The 12,718-nt window shown below is 69.9% G+C and carries 13 protein-coding genes; 4 read left to right on the top strand and 9 right to left on the bottom strand.

The window, feature by feature from the left end:
• Positions 1-398: cell envelope integrity protein TolA (locus tag QMZ16_RS12365; protein WP_282603506.1), on the top strand; the 398-nt coding region annotated here is incomplete at its 5' end.
• Positions 399-402: 4 nt separating this feature from the next.
• Here QMZ16_RS12365 and QMZ16_RS12360 read toward each other — a convergent pair.
• Genes QMZ16_RS12360 through QMZ16_RS12345 form a run of 4 tightly spaced genes read right to left on the bottom strand, consistent with a single transcriptional unit; the run spans position 403 to position 3,959 of the window.
• Positions 403-1,161 carry an ATP-binding cassette domain-containing protein gene (locus tag QMZ16_RS12360; RefSeq protein ID WP_022707013.1) on the bottom strand — a complete coding sequence of 253 codons (759 nt, stop codon included), beginning with the start codon at positions 1,159-1,161 and terminating at the stop codon, positions 403-405.
• Positions 1,158-2,114, bottom strand: a complete 957-nt coding sequence (locus QMZ16_RS12355; RefSeq protein WP_282603505.1) for an iron chelate uptake ABC transporter family permease subunit — start codon at positions 2,112-2,114, stop codon at positions 1,158-1,160. The genes QMZ16_RS12360 and QMZ16_RS12355 overlap by 4 nt, the downstream gene beginning before the upstream one ends.
• The gene (locus QMZ16_RS12350; protein ID WP_282603504.1) at positions 2,107-3,060 is read right to left on the bottom strand and encodes an iron chelate uptake ABC transporter family permease subunit; all 954 of its coding nucleotides are present in this window, start codon (positions 3,058-3,060) and stop codon (positions 2,107-2,109) included. The genes QMZ16_RS12355 and QMZ16_RS12350 overlap by 8 nt, the downstream gene beginning before the upstream one ends.
• The gene (locus tag QMZ16_RS12345) at positions 3,060-3,959 is read right to left on the bottom strand and encodes a siderophore ABC transporter substrate-binding protein (protein WP_282603503.1); all 900 of its coding nucleotides are present in this window, start codon (positions 3,957-3,959) and stop codon (positions 3,060-3,062) included. The genes QMZ16_RS12350 and QMZ16_RS12345 overlap by 1 nt, the downstream gene beginning before the upstream one ends.
• 210 nt (positions 3,960-4,169) lie before the next feature.
• On the opposite strand from QMZ16_RS12345, the gene QMZ16_RS12340 reads away from it, so the two are divergent.
• Entirely contained in the window at positions 4,170-4,463 is a 294-nt protein-coding gene (locus QMZ16_RS12340; RefSeq protein WP_282603502.1) for a DUF2218 domain-containing protein, read from the top strand.
• On the opposite strand, the gene QMZ16_RS12335 is transcribed toward QMZ16_RS12340, so the two are convergent.
• Positions 4,453-4,992, bottom strand: a complete 540-nt coding sequence (locus tag QMZ16_RS12335) for a hypothetical protein (RefSeq protein WP_282603501.1) — start codon at positions 4,990-4,992, stop codon at positions 4,453-4,455. The two genes, QMZ16_RS12340 and QMZ16_RS12335, sit on opposite strands and share 11 nt — an antisense overlap.
• A gap of 109 nt (positions 4,993-5,101) precedes the next feature.
• Here QMZ16_RS12335 and QMZ16_RS12330 point away from each other — a divergent pair, with 109 nt between their 5' ends.
• Together QMZ16_RS12330 and nagA are read left to right on the top strand one after the other, a co-directional pair.
• Positions 5,102-5,944, top strand: a complete 843-nt coding sequence (locus QMZ16_RS12330) for a BadF/BadG/BcrA/BcrD ATPase family protein (RefSeq protein ID WP_282603500.1) — start codon at positions 5,102-5,104, stop codon at positions 5,942-5,944.
• Positions 5,941-7,092 carry an N-acetylglucosamine-6-phosphate deacetylase gene (nagA, locus tag QMZ16_RS12325; protein WP_282603499.1) on the top strand — a complete coding sequence of 384 codons (1,152 nt, stop codon included), beginning with the start codon at positions 5,941-5,943 and terminating at the stop codon, positions 7,090-7,092. The genes QMZ16_RS12330 and nagA overlap by 4 nt, the downstream gene beginning before the upstream one ends.
• On the opposite strand, the gene iolB is transcribed toward nagA, so the two are convergent.
• From iolB to iolC, 4 genes are read right to left on the bottom strand one after another with little or no spacing between them, the layout of a single operon-like run.
• Positions 7,089-7,895: a 5-deoxy-glucuronate isomerase gene (gene iolB, locus QMZ16_RS12320; RefSeq protein ID WP_282603498.1), complete on the bottom strand. Its 807-nt coding sequence runs from the start codon at positions 7,893-7,895 to the stop codon at positions 7,089-7,091. The two genes, nagA and iolB, sit on opposite strands and share 4 nt — an antisense overlap.
• 22 nt (positions 7,896-7,917) lie before the next feature.
• On the bottom strand, positions 7,918-8,829 hold the full coding sequence (iolE, locus tag QMZ16_RS12315; RefSeq protein WP_282603497.1) for a myo-inosose-2 dehydratase: 912 nt from the start codon (positions 8,827-8,829) through the stop codon (positions 7,918-7,920).
• Between the two features lie 7 nt (positions 8,830-8,836).
• Positions 8,837-10,669, bottom strand: a complete 1,833-nt coding sequence (iolD, locus tag QMZ16_RS12310; protein ID WP_282603496.1) for a 3D-(3,5/4)-trihydroxycyclohexane-1,2-dione acylhydrolase (decyclizing) — start codon at positions 10,667-10,669, stop codon at positions 8,837-8,839.
• Complete coding sequence (gene iolC / locus QMZ16_RS12305; protein ID WP_282603495.1) at positions 10,666-12,600, bottom strand: 5-dehydro-2-deoxygluconokinase; 1,935 nt, start codon at positions 12,598-12,600, stop codon at positions 10,666-10,668. The genes iolD and iolC overlap by 4 nt, the downstream gene beginning before the upstream one ends.
• Positions 12,601-12,718: the final 118 nt, after the last annotated feature.

Below are 12,718 nucleotides of genomic sequence, written 5' to 3'. Positions count from 1 at the left end.
GCCAGGCCCAGCCCGCGCAGCAGCGCCAGGCGGCCCCCGCCCCGCAGCGCGCGGGCCAGGGCGGCGCGTCGCAATCCTCGCGGTCGGGCGGCGGTGGCGGCGTCAGCGCCGCACAACGCCAAAGCGCGATGAGCCGTTGGGGCGGGCAGGTCCAATCCTGCATCGCGCGGCGGGCGCAGCGTCCGCGCGGCATCCGGGAATCGGGCACGACGCTGCTGTCGATCAATATCGGCCGCGACGGCACGATCCGCGGCATCGGCGTCGCGCGGTCGTCTGGCAGCGCTGCGCTGGACCAGGCGGCAGCGCAGGCCGCGCAGCGCGCGCGCCGCTGCCCCGCCGCCCCGTCCGAACTGACGGATGCAACCTATGCCTTCACCCTTCCGGTGACGCTGAACTGATCCGTCAGACGTGATGCAGGACCAGCGGTCGCCCCTGGTGGCTGGCGACCGCGATGGGCGCATCGTACAGATCGGACAGCACGTCCTCGGTCAGCACCTCGTTGGCGCTGCCCTCGGCCACGATGCGGCCGTCCTTCATGGCGATCACGTGGTCGGCCCATGCGGCGGCATAGTTGATCTCGTGCACGACCAGGCCGACGCTGCGGCCCTGCCGGTCGACCAGGTCGCGCAGCCGGCCCATCAGGGCGCGGGCATGCGCCATGTCCAGGTTGTTCAAAGGCTCGTCCAGCAGCAGCCAGTCGGTATCCTGCGCGAAGGCCATCGCGATATGGGCGCGCTGCGCCTGCCCGCCCGACACCTCGTCCAGGAAACGGTCTGCCATGGGGGTCAGCGCGAAGGCCTCCAGCGCCTCGGCGACGCGGGCGTGGTCATGGGCCGTCGGGCGGCCCCGGTGATGCGGCCAGCGCCCGAAGCCCACCAGCTCGGACAGGCGCAGGCGGCTGGCGATACTGGTCTGCTGCCCCAGGATCGCCATGACGCGGGCCAGGTCCTCGGTCGGAGTGGCGGCGATGTCGCGCCCCGCGACGGACACGCGCCCCTGCTGCAGCGGCTCGAGCCGCCCGATCAGCCGCAGCAGCGTGGACTTGCCCGCCCCGTTCGGGCCGATCAGCGCGGTCAGCCGCCCCTCGGGCAGATGCGTGGTGATGTCATGCAGGATGGGCGCCTTGCCGATGCGGTGGCTGACCCCGTCGATACGGATCATCGGATATGCCCCCTGAGCAGCAGGTAGAGGAAGAACAGCCCGCCCGCGAACTCGACCACGACGGACAGGGTCGCGGCCTGGTCCAGCACGCGCTCGAACAGCCACTGGCCGCCGACCAGCAGGATGGCGCCCGACAGGGCGGCGGCGGGCAACAGCGCGGCATGGCGGGTGGACCGCATCAGCCCATGCGCCAGCCCCGCGACGATCAGCCCGAAGAAGGACACCGGCCCCACCAGCGCCGTCGAGACCGAGACCAGCACCGCGATCAGCGCCAGCACCTGCAGCACGACGCCGCGATGGCGCAGCCCAAGCGATACCGCCGGATCGCGCCCCAGTGCCAGCACGTCCAGCCGCGGGGCCAGCCGCCAGGCCGCAAGGCAGGCCAGCGCCGTGATCGCCGCCGCGAAGGGCAGCAGCCCCGGCTGCACCTTGTTGAAGCTGGCGAAGCTGACCGATTGCACCACGGCATAGGCATTGGGATCGAGGATGCGCCCGACGAAGCTGGACAGCGCCCGGAACAGCACCCCCAGGATCACGCCCGTCAGGATCATGCGCGGCAGGTCGCGCGACCCCTTCAGCAGCAGGACGCCGAACAGAAGCGATGCCATCGCCGTCATCAGCGCGATCTCGGCCATGAATTTCGGCCCCGGCGGCAGGCTTGCGAAGCCCGCCGTCCCGAGGGACGCGACAAGCAGCGTCTGCAGCAGCACGTAAAGCGCGTCGAAGCCCATGATCGACGGCGTCAGCACGCGGTTCGCGGCGACCGTCTGGAACAGCACCGTGGACACGCCGATCGCGAAGGCCACGACCACCAGCGCCGCAAGCTTGGACGCCCGCAAGGACAGGATGAAGCCACGATTGCCGCCGCCGAGGCCCTGGAACATCCAAAGCCCCGCACACAGCGCAAGGCAGGCCGCAAGCGCCAGCAGGATCGACAGGCCGCGCCTATCCATGACGGGGCCTGCGATAGAGCAGCCACAGGAACAGGACCGAGCCGACGACGCCCAGGATCAGGCCCGCCGGAACCTCGTAGGGGTGGATCACCAGCCGCCCCGCAAGGTCGCAGGCCATGACCAGCACCGCGCCCGACAGCGCGACCACCGGCAGGGTGCGCCGCAGGTTGTCGCCCATGATGCGCGCGACGATGTTCGGCACGACCAGCCCGACGAAGGGGATCATCCCCACCGTCGTCACGACCATCGCCGTCACGACAGCCACCACCGCAAGGCCCAGCCGCAGCACGGCCCGCGTGCCCAGCCCCAGCCCGGTCGCGACCTGGTCGCCCAGCCCGATGATGGCAAAGCGGTCCGCCGCGAACCAGGCCAGCACGGCCGCGCCCCCCGCGATCCACAACAGCTCGTACCGCCCCGAGATCACCCCCGAGAATTCGCCGCTGAACAGCCAGGTGCCGATATACTGCATCAGGTCCGTCTGCCAGCCGATGAAGGTCACGACCGACCCCAGAACGCCCGACAGCACGAGACCCGCGATGGGAACCAGCATCACCTCGCGCACGGGCAGACGGCGGATGATCGCGATGAACAGCGCGGTCGTCGCCATGGCCGAGACGCTGGCCGCGACCATGCGCAGCCACAGCGGGCTGGCGGGCCACAGGATGGTGATGGCCAGCAGGCCCAGTGCCGCGCCCTCGGCGGTACCGGCGGTGTCGGGACCGACGAAGCGGTTGCGCACCAGCGCCTGGATCAGCACGCCCGCCACCGCAAGCGCCGCGCCGGTCAATGCCACTGCCAGCGTGCGCGGCAGCCGCGATTCCAGCAGGACCAGCATGGTCCGCGGATCGCCGAAGGCATGGACCAGGTCGACGCTGGCGGCGCCGATGGTCATGCTGACCAGCATCATCGCGGCCAGCGCCACGGCAAGGGCGGGCGTGGGACGCATCACTCGGCGGCCGCGAAGGCCTCGGTCAGGCGGTCCAGCGTGCCGGTCAGCGCCCGGAAGCCCCCGGCCGAGATATAGGCCGCTGCCGGGTCCAGATAGATGACCTGCCCCTTGGACCAGGCCTTGGTCCCCGCGACCAGATCCGAGGACAGCGTCTGTTCGGCACCCTGCGATTCCTCGCCGATGGCGGCGCTGCGGTCGATCACGACCAGCCAGTCGGGATCGGCCTCGGCGATGAATTCGTGGCTGATGCCCTGCCCGTGATCGGCGCGGTCCACGCCCTCGACGGCCTCGGGCAGGCCGGTCGCCTCGTGGATCCAGCCGAAGCGCGAATCCGCGCCATAGGCGGCCATCTTGGGACCGTTCGTCATGACGACCAGCAGATCGCCCTTGCCTGCGGAAGCAGATTTCGCGGCCTCGATGCCGGCGTCGATCTGGGCGATCATCTCGGCGGCGCGATCCTCGCGGTCGAACAGGGTGCCATAGGCCGCGATGCGCTCCTCGGCCGAGGCCAGCAGGTCGTCGCCGAAGGTCATGTCGATGGCGGTGCCCACCTGCGACACGGCGTCCAGCTGGGTCGAGGACCGCCCGCCCACGATGGTCAGGTCGGGGCCGACCCCCGCCAGCGCCTCGAGGTCGGGTTCGAACAGCGTGCCGACGCGCGCCGCATCGGCCACGCCGTCGCGCAGTTCCGGGACCAGGATCTGGTCGATGGTGGCCGTGGGCACGACGCCCAGGGCGGTCAGCGAATCCAGCGCCGCCATGTCGTAGACGGCGACGGTTTCGGGGTTCGCGGGCAGGGTGACATCCCCGCGCGCGGTGGTGATCGAGACGTCCTCGGCGAAGGCGGCGGTGCTCATGGCGACGGCCATCAGGCCGGACAGCGCGGCTTGGCGCATGGCAGATCCTTTCATGGTTTACCCGCGTGTGGCTGGACGTCTGGCTTCACGCTTGCTGGCGGATTAGCGCGGCGGCACAGGGACGTAAAGCAAGCGGGGGCCGTTCCGGGGCCGGTTTGCACAAATTGTTGACGAAAATGCTTGGGAGACCTAGCTCCTGTGGCAGGAAGGTCGCGAAACGCGCCTTCGACACATATGCGAAAGGAAGACATGATGCAGATGGATGCCGCCTTTGCCTCGGATCGGGCACCCTCGCTCATGGCCACGATGGCCAAGCATTTCGGCCACAAGATCGAGGTCGAGGAAACCGATACCGGCGCGATCCTGCATTTCGAGATGGGCAACGCCACGCTTGGCTGCGACGACAAGGTGCTGCACCTGTCGCTGGAGGCCCCGGACGAGGACCGGCTGGAAACCCTGCGCCAGGTCGTCGAGAGCCACCTGATGCGCTTTGCCCACCGCGAGAACCCGCGCGCGCTGGACTGGAACCCCGTCAGCGGATGAACACCGGATCGCCGCCCCGTTGCGGCATCCAGCGCAGCCGCCATTCGCCGGTCGGGCCGCGCTTGTTCTTGACCGTCGCCCAATGATGCGCCCAGCCCTCGGGGTGGACGATCGGGCGGCAGTCCCACCGCGTCTCGGTCGCGTTGGACCCGTGCCCCGGCGCGATCAGCATCAGCCCGGTCGTGCCGCCCTGCTCGGCCGCCAGCTGCAGCCTGCGCCCCGCTGTCAGCGACAGGGGGCGCTGCGGTTCGGACACGACAAGCCCGGTGACGCTGGCACGCAGCGCCTCTTCGGTGGCCCATAGCAGGTCCACCTCGGACCGGGCGCGCATCAGGTAGATGCGGCCGCCCAAGCCTTCGGGCATGCCGGGGGGATAGAGCATGGCGCGCTGGTTGATCGGGCATGCCCAGAAGACCGGCCCCGGATGACGTGCCGCCTGGAAGATCGCGAAGGCGTCGCGGCCCGTGCCCTGCACCTCGTGGATGCGGGCATGGCGCAGTCGGAGGGGGTCGGGGTCGGCTGATTCCATACCTGAACAATACCAGAACATTCACCCGCCGACAGCCCGCTCCGCACGAAACAGGGGCTTTTCATTTCCGCGCTGCTGGCGTTCCCTGTGCGCCAAAGACGGGGGCGACATGGTTCTGTATCTGGGCATAGACGGCGGCGGCACGGGCTGCCGGGCGGCGATCGCCGACGCGCGCGGGCGCATCCTGGGCCAGGGCACCGGCGGGCCCGCGAACATCAACTCGGACCCCGAGGGCGCGGTGGTCAGCATCCTTGCCGCGGCCACCGGCGCGATGGTGCAGGCCGATACCACGCCCGCGCAGGTCATCGCCGTGCTGGGCCTTGCCGGCGGCAACATGACCGAGGCCGCCCGCCGGACCGAGGCCAGCCTGCCCTTCGCCCGCTGCCGCGTCCTCAACGATGCCGTCATTGCCGCGCGTGGCGCGATCGGGGAAGGCGACGGGATCCTGGTCGCGATCGGCACCGGTTCGATCTTCGCGGTCCAGCAGGGCGGCGCGCTGCGCCTGCACGGCGGGCGCGGATTTCTTCTGGGGGACGAGGGCAGCGGCGCCGTCCTGGGGCGCACCCTTCTGTCCGAGGCGATGCGCGCGGGCGACGGGTTCGCCCCCGACAGCCCCCTGCTGCGCGATCTGCGCGACAGGATGGGCGGGTTCGAGGGGATCATCGCCTTCGGCAACCGCGCCGCCCCCGCGGAATTCGCCCAGCTTGCCCGTCGGCTGGTCGAGGATCGCGACGACCCCGCCGCGATGCGCATCATGGATGCCGCCGCCGCGCAGGTGTCCCACGCGGTCGAGGTGCTGCAGGGCACGGGCGATCTGCCCGTCACCTGCACGGGCGGCCTGGGGCCCTTCTATGCGCAGGTGCTGGAACGGCGCTGGACCGTCACACCCGCGCGGGGCAGCGCGACGGACGGCGCCATCGCCATCGCGCGCGAGTTGGGCGTTCCGGCATGACCCGCTGGTACACCGCCGACCTGATCTTCGACGGCCATGAACTGCACCGCGATCTTGCCATCGGGATCGAGGATGGCCGCATCGCGGGGCTGAAGCCCGCCGACCGCCTTCCGCTTGCGCCCGGGCCGCGCGCGGACGGCTCGCCCGGTTCGGACCACCTGCGCGGCATCGTCGCGCCCGGCTTCGTCGATCTGCAGGTGAATGGCGGCGACGGCGTCATGGTCGGGCCCGAGACCGATGCCGACGCGCTGCGCCGGATCTGCGCCGCGCATCGCGGGCTTGGCTGCGCGGGCGTCCTGCCCACGCTGATCACCGACCGCCCCGAGACCACGGCCCGCGTCATCGACGCCGCGATCCGCGCCCAGGGAGCGCAGGGTCTTCTGGGGCTGCATCTCGAGGGGCCGCACCTGGACCCGCGCCGCGCGGGCGCGCATGACCCCGCGCTGATCCGCCCCATGACCCCCGAGGACCTTGCCGTCCTGTCCGAGGCCGCCCGCGCCCTGCCCGCCCTGATGGTGACGGTCGCGCCCGAATCGGTGACGCCCGACCAGGTGGCGACGCTTACACGCGCGGGGGCGATCGTTAGCCTGGGGCACAGCGACTGCGATCTGGCCGACGCGATGCAGGCCATCGCGGCGGGCGCCGGATGTGCGACGCATCTGTTCAACGCCATGAGCCAGCTGGGCCATCGCCAGCCCGGGCTGGTGGGCGCGGTGCTGTCGTCGGACATCCATGCCGGTCTGATCGCGGACGGGGTGCATGTATCGCTGCCCGCGCTGCGCATCGCGCTGGCCGCGAGGCCCGAGGGGCTGTTCCTCGTCAGCGACTGCATGGCCGTGGCGGGCACCGATGCGGACGGGTTCACGCTGCAATCGCGGCGCATCCTGCGGCGGGACGGGCGGCTGACGCTGGCGGACGGCACGCTGGCGGGGGCCGACCTTCGGCTGGACCGCGCGATGCAGGTGGCGGTGCTGGCGGGGGCAAGCCGCGAACGGGCGCTGGCGATGGCCTCGCGCATTCCGGCGGACCTGATCGGCGCGCCCCTGGGGCGCATCGCGCAGGACCGGGCCGCCGACCTGGTCCTGCTGGATCACGACCTGTCCCTGACCGCCATCTTCGACGGCCGGGACTGGGTCGCGCCGCGCTAGGCGTCGCGGGCGATGATCGCCTCGACCTCGGGGGCGGGGACGAAGCGCCAGTTGCGGCGCGGGCCCGCCATGACGTTCAGGTAATACAGCTCGAACCCGTAGGGCGCGCCGCAGGGGTGATGCCCGCGCGGCACCAGCGTCACGTCGTGATCGCGCACGGCCATCACCTCGTCCAGGCTGCCATCGTCGGTATAGACGCGCTGCACCGCCCAGCCATCCGCAGGGTTCAGCCGGTGATAATACGTCTCCTCGAGATAGGTGATCCGGGGGAAGTCGTCCTCGTCGTGGCGATGGCTGGGAAAGGACGACCAATGGCCCGCCGGGGTGAAGACCTCGGTCACCAGAAGGCTGTCGCAGTAATCCTCGTTCTCCATGGCGATGTTGTTGATGTGGCGGGTGTTCGTGCCCTTGCCGCGTTCCGTCAAGCCGATGCCGTCAGGACCGATGCGCCGCGCCTGATGGCCGCCGTGACCGGGGGCCGAACAGACCGCGATGGTGCAGTCGGTGACCGCCGTCGCCTGCCATTCCTGCCCGTTCGGGACATAGAGGCAATGCGGCGGCGTCTTTTCGAACACGTCCATCCGTTCGCCAAGCGTGCCCCAGTCGCGGCCCGCGGCGGTCATGTCGGCCTTGCCCTCGACCATGACCAGGACGACCTCGCGGTCGCCGGTGACGTCGGCTGCGGTTTCGCCGGGGCGCAGGCGGTGCAGCGCGAAACCGACATATCGCCAGCCCGCATCCTCGGGGGTGATGCGATGGGTTTCGCCATGGGTGCCGAAGGGACGGCGCAGCAGATCGGGCATCTTCTCCTCCTCGTGGTTCGGGTCAGGCCGGGACGGTCTGGTCCAGGCCGGCCTCGCGGGCCGCGGCCTTCAGCGCCTTCAGGCCCATCGTCTGGTATTCCAGCGGGTTGCGGATCTCGGGGTCCTGCTCGGCCTCGATCACCAGCCAGCCATCATAGCCCGCATCGGCAAGGATGCGCATCAGCGGCACGAAGTCGATCTCTCCCTCGGGGTCGCCCGGAACGGTGAAGGCACCGGCCAGCACGCCCTGGATGAAGGACATACCCTCGGCGCGGACGCGTTCGGTGACGGGGCGGCGGATGTTCTTGGCGTGGAAATGCGCCACGCGACCGACATGGCGTGCCAGGACCTCGGCGGGGTCGCCGCCGCCGAAGGTGCAGTGCCCGGCATCGAACAACAGGTGCGTCGCAGGCCCGGTCGCGGCCATGAAGGCGTCGATCTCGTCCGGGGTCTCGACCACGGTGCCCATGTGGTGGTGATAGGCCAGCGTGATCCCCTGCTTCGCCAGGTAGGCGGCGAACTGCTCCATCCGGGCGCCGAACTCGGCCATCTCGTTGGCGGTTAGGCGGGGGCGGTCGTTCACGGCGACATCGGGGCTGCCATGGACCGTGTTGGAACATTCGCAAACGATGCAGACCTTGCAGCCATTGGCCTTCAGCCGCGCCAGGTGGCCCTGGACGGACGCGATCTCGTCCTCGACCGAGCGGGTCAGCAGATGGGTCGAATACCACCCCGAGACGAAGCGCAGGCCGTAGCCCGCCAGCAGGGATTTCAGCTCGGCCGGATCCTCGGGCCAGCGATGCCCGTTCTCGATGCCGTCGAAGCCGATCAGGCGGCCGGCCTCGTGCAGGATCTGTTCCGTCGGGATATGGGCGCCGATGGACTGGTCGTCGTCATTGGCCCACGCGATGGGGTTGGTACCGTAAAGGATCATGGCTGCCTCAATTCGCCAGGGATTGCCGCGCCGCGCCGTCGAGATAGCGGGCATAGGCCTGTTTCAGCTTGTCGGTATGGGTCGTCTCGGGGACGGCGACGTCCCACCAGTTGCCCGCCTCGCCGAAGCCGGGGCCGGGAACGGCGGTGGTGTCGATGACGATCACCGTCGGGATGTCGCGCCCGCGGGCGGCGGCGATCTGCGCCTGAAGATCGGGGATGTCCTTTGCCTTGACGGCATGGGCCCCCATCGCGCCCGCATGGGCGACGAAGTCGATCTGCGGCTGCGCCTCGATGTTGCAATCCTTGTAGAGGTTGTTGAACTCCTCTCCTCCGCAGCCCTGCTGCAGGCGGTTGATGCAGCCATATCCGCGGTTGTCGGTCAGGATCACGGTGAAGGGCACGCGGCGCATCACCGCCGTCGCCAGTTCGCTGTTGGCCATCATGTAGCTGCCGTCGCCCACGAAGCACAGGACCTCGCGGTCGGGGCGGGCCAGCTTCAGCCCCATCGCGCCGGCCAGTTCATAGCCCATGCAGCTGAAGCCGTATTCCATGTGATAGCCGCCCTGGGCGGGCTGCCACAGCAGCTTCAGCGCGCCGGGCATGGTGCCCGCGGCACACATGGCGATGCTGGCGGGCGTCGAGGCCCGCTGCACCGCGCCGATCACCTGCGCATCGGTCGGCAATCCGTCGCCCGATGGCGCGGCGCAATGCGCGTCCACGGCGGCAAGCCATTCCGCGCGCGAGGCGACATCCGCCTCGGGCAGGCGATGATCCCCGAGCGCGCCGCCCAGGGCCTCGATCGCGACGCGCGCATCGGCGACCAGGCTGGTGCCGCCATGCTTGAACGCGTCATAGGGCTGCACGTTGATCCCGATCAGGCGGGCATCGCCGAACAGCGTCCGCGATCCGGTGGTGAAGTCCTGCATCCGCGTGCCGATGCCAAGGATCAGGTCGGCCTTGCGCGCCGCGGCATTCGCCGCAGCCGAGCCGTCCACACCCGCCGCGCCGAAATTCATCGGGTGGCTCTGGGACAGGGCGGACTTGCCGGCCTGGGTCTCGATCACCGGGATGTTGTGGCGCGTGGCGAAATCGGCCAGCGCCTTCTCGGCCCCGGAATAGATCACGCCACCGCCCGCGACGATCACCGGCGCATGGGCCGCGCGGATCAGGTCCACGACCTCGGCCAGTTCGCGGGCATCGGGCTCGGGGCGACGGATATGCCAGACGCGCGGCTCGAAGAAGGTCACGGGCCAGTCCCACGCCTCGGCCTGGACATCCTGGCAGAAGGACAGCGTGACGGGACCGCAATTGGCGGGGTCCGTCATCACGCGCATCGCGCGCGGCAGCGCGGTCAGCAGCTGTTCGGGGCGCGTGATGCGGTCGAAATAGCGGCTGACGGGGCGGAAGCAGTCATTCGCGCTGACGGTGCCGTCGTCGAAATCCTCGATCTGCTGCAGCACGGGGTCGGGGCGTCGATTGGCGAAGACGTCGCCGGGGATCAGCAGCAGCGGCAGCCGGTTCACATGCGCAAGCGCGGCTGCGGTGACCATGTTCGTGGCCCCCGGCCCGATCGAGCTGGTGACCGCCTGCGCGCGACGCCGGGCATGGCCCTTGGCAAAGGCGATGGCGGAATGCGCCATGGTCTGTTCGTTCTGGCCGCGCCACGTGGGCAGGGCATCGCCGATGCCGTGCAGCGCCTCGCCCAGGCCCGCGACATTGCCATGCCCGAAGATGGCCCAGACGCCCTCGATGAAGCGTTCGCCGGTCTCGGTCATCTGGACGGACAGCCAGCGCGTCATGGCCTGCGCGGCGGTCAGGCGGATGGTCTTGGCGCTCATGCGTGCTCCTCCTGCTTGCGGGTATTGGTGTTCGCGCGCGCACGGTCCCACAGGGCCGACAGGCGGGCATAGCGTTCGGCCATCTGTTCGACGGCGGCGGCATCGTCCATCGCGCCCTGCATCCAGGCGCGGGCGGCGTCGCCGAAGATGGTGCGCCCGACGGCAAAGCCGCGCACCAGGTCGAAACCGGCGGCGACCTCGAAGCTGGCCTGCAGTTCGGCCTCGGGGGCATCGAGGCCCAGCACCACGATGCCGCGCGTGTGGCGGTCGTGATCCTCGATGGCGGCGATGGCGTTCTGCCAGCCCGCGCGGGTCTTCATCGGCTCCAGCTTCCACCAGTCGGGATACACGCCCGCGGCATAGAACTGGCGGATCAGCGTGGCGGTGGTGGTGTCGTCCACCGGACCGACCTTCGAGGGGATCACTTCCAGCAGGAATTCCAGCTGGTTGCGGCGACCGGCCTCGAACAGGCGCCTGACCGTGGCCTCTTGCGCGGCGCGAGTCTCGGCATCGTCGTCGGGATGGCAGAAGCACAGGACCTTGATGACGTTCTCGCGGGCCCATTCGACCAGCGTGCCGCAATCGCTGCCCAGTTCGGGTTCCAGCTGCAAGGGACGCGACCCCGGCCATTCGCAGGGGCGCCCGATCCACAGCCCGCTGCCGCTGGCACGGTGCAGGGCGCTGCGACCGATACGGTTGTCGCACAGGATCCCGTATCCCGAACCGCCATCCGCGACGCGCAGCGCCGCATCCAGGCACAGCTCCTTGAACCGCGCACCCTTGGCCTGGTCGTAACCGGGCATCTCTTCCAGTTGCAGGCGGTGGTCGAAGGCGAAGACGCGCATCTCGGACCAGTCGCCCGCGTTGCGGCTGGCGCGGGTCGTCGACCAGTGGATCTGTTCCAGTTCGGGATCGTTGCGCAGATCGGGGCGGACAACGCCGCGTTCCAGGAAGAAGTCCAGTTCGGCAAGGCTGGGATAGGCCGGGGTGCAGCCGTGGCGGCTGACGGCAAAGGCCCCGCAGGCATTGGCGTATTTCAGCGCGGTCGGCCAGTCGGCATCCTCCAGCCAGCCCTTCATCAGCCCCGAGAAGAACCCGTCGCCCGCGCCCAGCACGTTGAACACCTCGATCGGGAAGCCGGGACCGGCCTCGCCATCGTCCAGGCTGTCGGGGATGTCGCCGGTAAAGGCCACGGCCCCCTTCGCGCCGCGCTTGCAGACCAGCGTCGCCCTGGACACCGCGCGGACCGCGCGCAGTGCCGCGACCGTGTCGGTGGTGCCGCCCGCGATGTGGAATTCCTCTTCGGTGCCGACGATCAGGTCGAACAGATGCAGCGTGCCCTGCAGCTTGGCGGTGACGGCGGCGCTTTCGACAAAGCGGCTCTCGCCGTCGCCATGACCCGCCACGCCCCACAGGTTCGGGCGATAGTCGATGTCCAGCGCGGTGCGCGCGCCATGCTTGCGCGCCAGTTCCAGCGCCTTCAGCACGGCGGCCTCGGTCTGCGGATGGCTCAGATGGGTGCCGGTCGCCAGAACGCTGCGGGCCCGGGCGATGAAGCCCTCGTCGATATCGTCGGGCGACAGGGCCATGTCGGCGCAGTTCTCGCGGTAGAAGATCAGCGGGAACTGGTCCTCGTCGCGGATGCCCAGCAGGACCAGCGCGGTCAGGCGTTCGGGATCGGTCGCGACGCCCGCGGTCTCGACCCCCTCGCGGGCCAGCTGCTCGCGGATGAAGCGGCCCATATGTTCGTCGCCGACCCGCGTGATCACGGCCGAGCGCAGCCCCAGCCGCGCCGTCCCGCAGGCGATGTTCGTCGGGCTGCCGCCGATATATTTCGCGAACGAGCCCATGTCCTCGAGGCGGCCACCCACCTGCTGGCCATAGAGATCGACCGAGGAACGGCCGATCGTGATCACGTCGAGCGTCTTCATTGCAAACTTCCTTCCGGGCAGAGGGCACGCCCGCCGGGCGCCGCGCCTTCGCAAGAGATGATTTCGGTCGGGGCCCACCCGCCGCAGGTTCGTGACACTCACGGGGTGGCGGTCGCGG

The sequence above is a fragment of the Paracoccus sp. PARArs4 genome, from assembly GCF_947311865.1.
In the GTDB taxonomy this organism is placed as follows: Bacteria; Pseudomonadota; Alphaproteobacteria; order Rhodobacterales; family Rhodobacteraceae; genus Paracoccus; species Paracoccus zeaxanthinifaciens.
The sequence above is the reverse complement of the archived record's forward strand: the minus strand, read 5'-3'. Positions and strand labels throughout refer to the sequence as shown.

Excerpts from the sequence above, each read along its gene's own strand:
- QMZ16_RS12355 (WP_282603505.1), bottom strand. The coding sequence starts at position 2,114 with ATGGATAGGCGCGGCCTGTCGATCCTGCTGGCGCTTGCGGCCTGCCTT.
- QMZ16_RS12330 (WP_282603500.1), top strand. The coding sequence starts at position 5,102 with ATGGTTCTGTATCTGGGCATAGACGGCGGCGGCACGGGCTGCCGGGCG.
- iolB (WP_282603498.1), bottom strand. The coding sequence starts at position 7,895 with ATGCCCGATCTGCTGCGCCGTCCCTTCGGCACCCATGGCGAAACCCAT.
- iolC (WP_282603495.1), bottom strand. The coding sequence starts at position 12,600 with ATGAAGACGCTCGACGTGATCACGATCGGCCGTTCCTCGGTCGATCTC.
- QMZ16_RS12345 (WP_282603503.1), bottom strand. The coding sequence starts at position 3,959 with ATGCGCCAAGCCGCGCTGTCCGGCCTGATGGCCGTCGCCATGAGCACC.
- iolE (WP_282603497.1), bottom strand. The coding sequence starts at position 8,829 with ATGATCCTTTACGGTACCAACCCCATCGCGTGGGCCAATGACGACGAC.
- QMZ16_RS12335 (WP_282603501.1), bottom strand. The coding sequence starts at position 4,992 with ATGGAATCAGCCGACCCCGACCCCCTCCGACTGCGCCATGCCCGCATC.
- QMZ16_RS12360 (WP_022707013.1), bottom strand. The coding sequence starts at position 1,161 with ATGATCCGTATCGACGGGGTCAGCCACCGCATCGGCAAGGCGCCCATC.
- QMZ16_RS12340 (WP_282603502.1), top strand. The coding sequence starts at position 4,170 with ATGATGCAGATGGATGCCGCCTTTGCCTCGGATCGGGCACCCTCGCTC.
- QMZ16_RS12350 (WP_282603504.1), bottom strand. The coding sequence starts at position 3,060 with ATGCGTCCCACGCCCGCCCTTGCCGTGGCGCTGGCCGCGATGATGCTG.
- nagA (WP_282603499.1), top strand. The coding sequence starts at position 5,941 with ATGACCCGCTGGTACACCGCCGACCTGATCTTCGACGGCCATGAACTG.
- iolD (WP_282603496.1), bottom strand. The coding sequence starts at position 10,669 with ATGAGCGCCAAGACCATCCGCCTGACCGCCGCGCAGGCCATGACGCGC.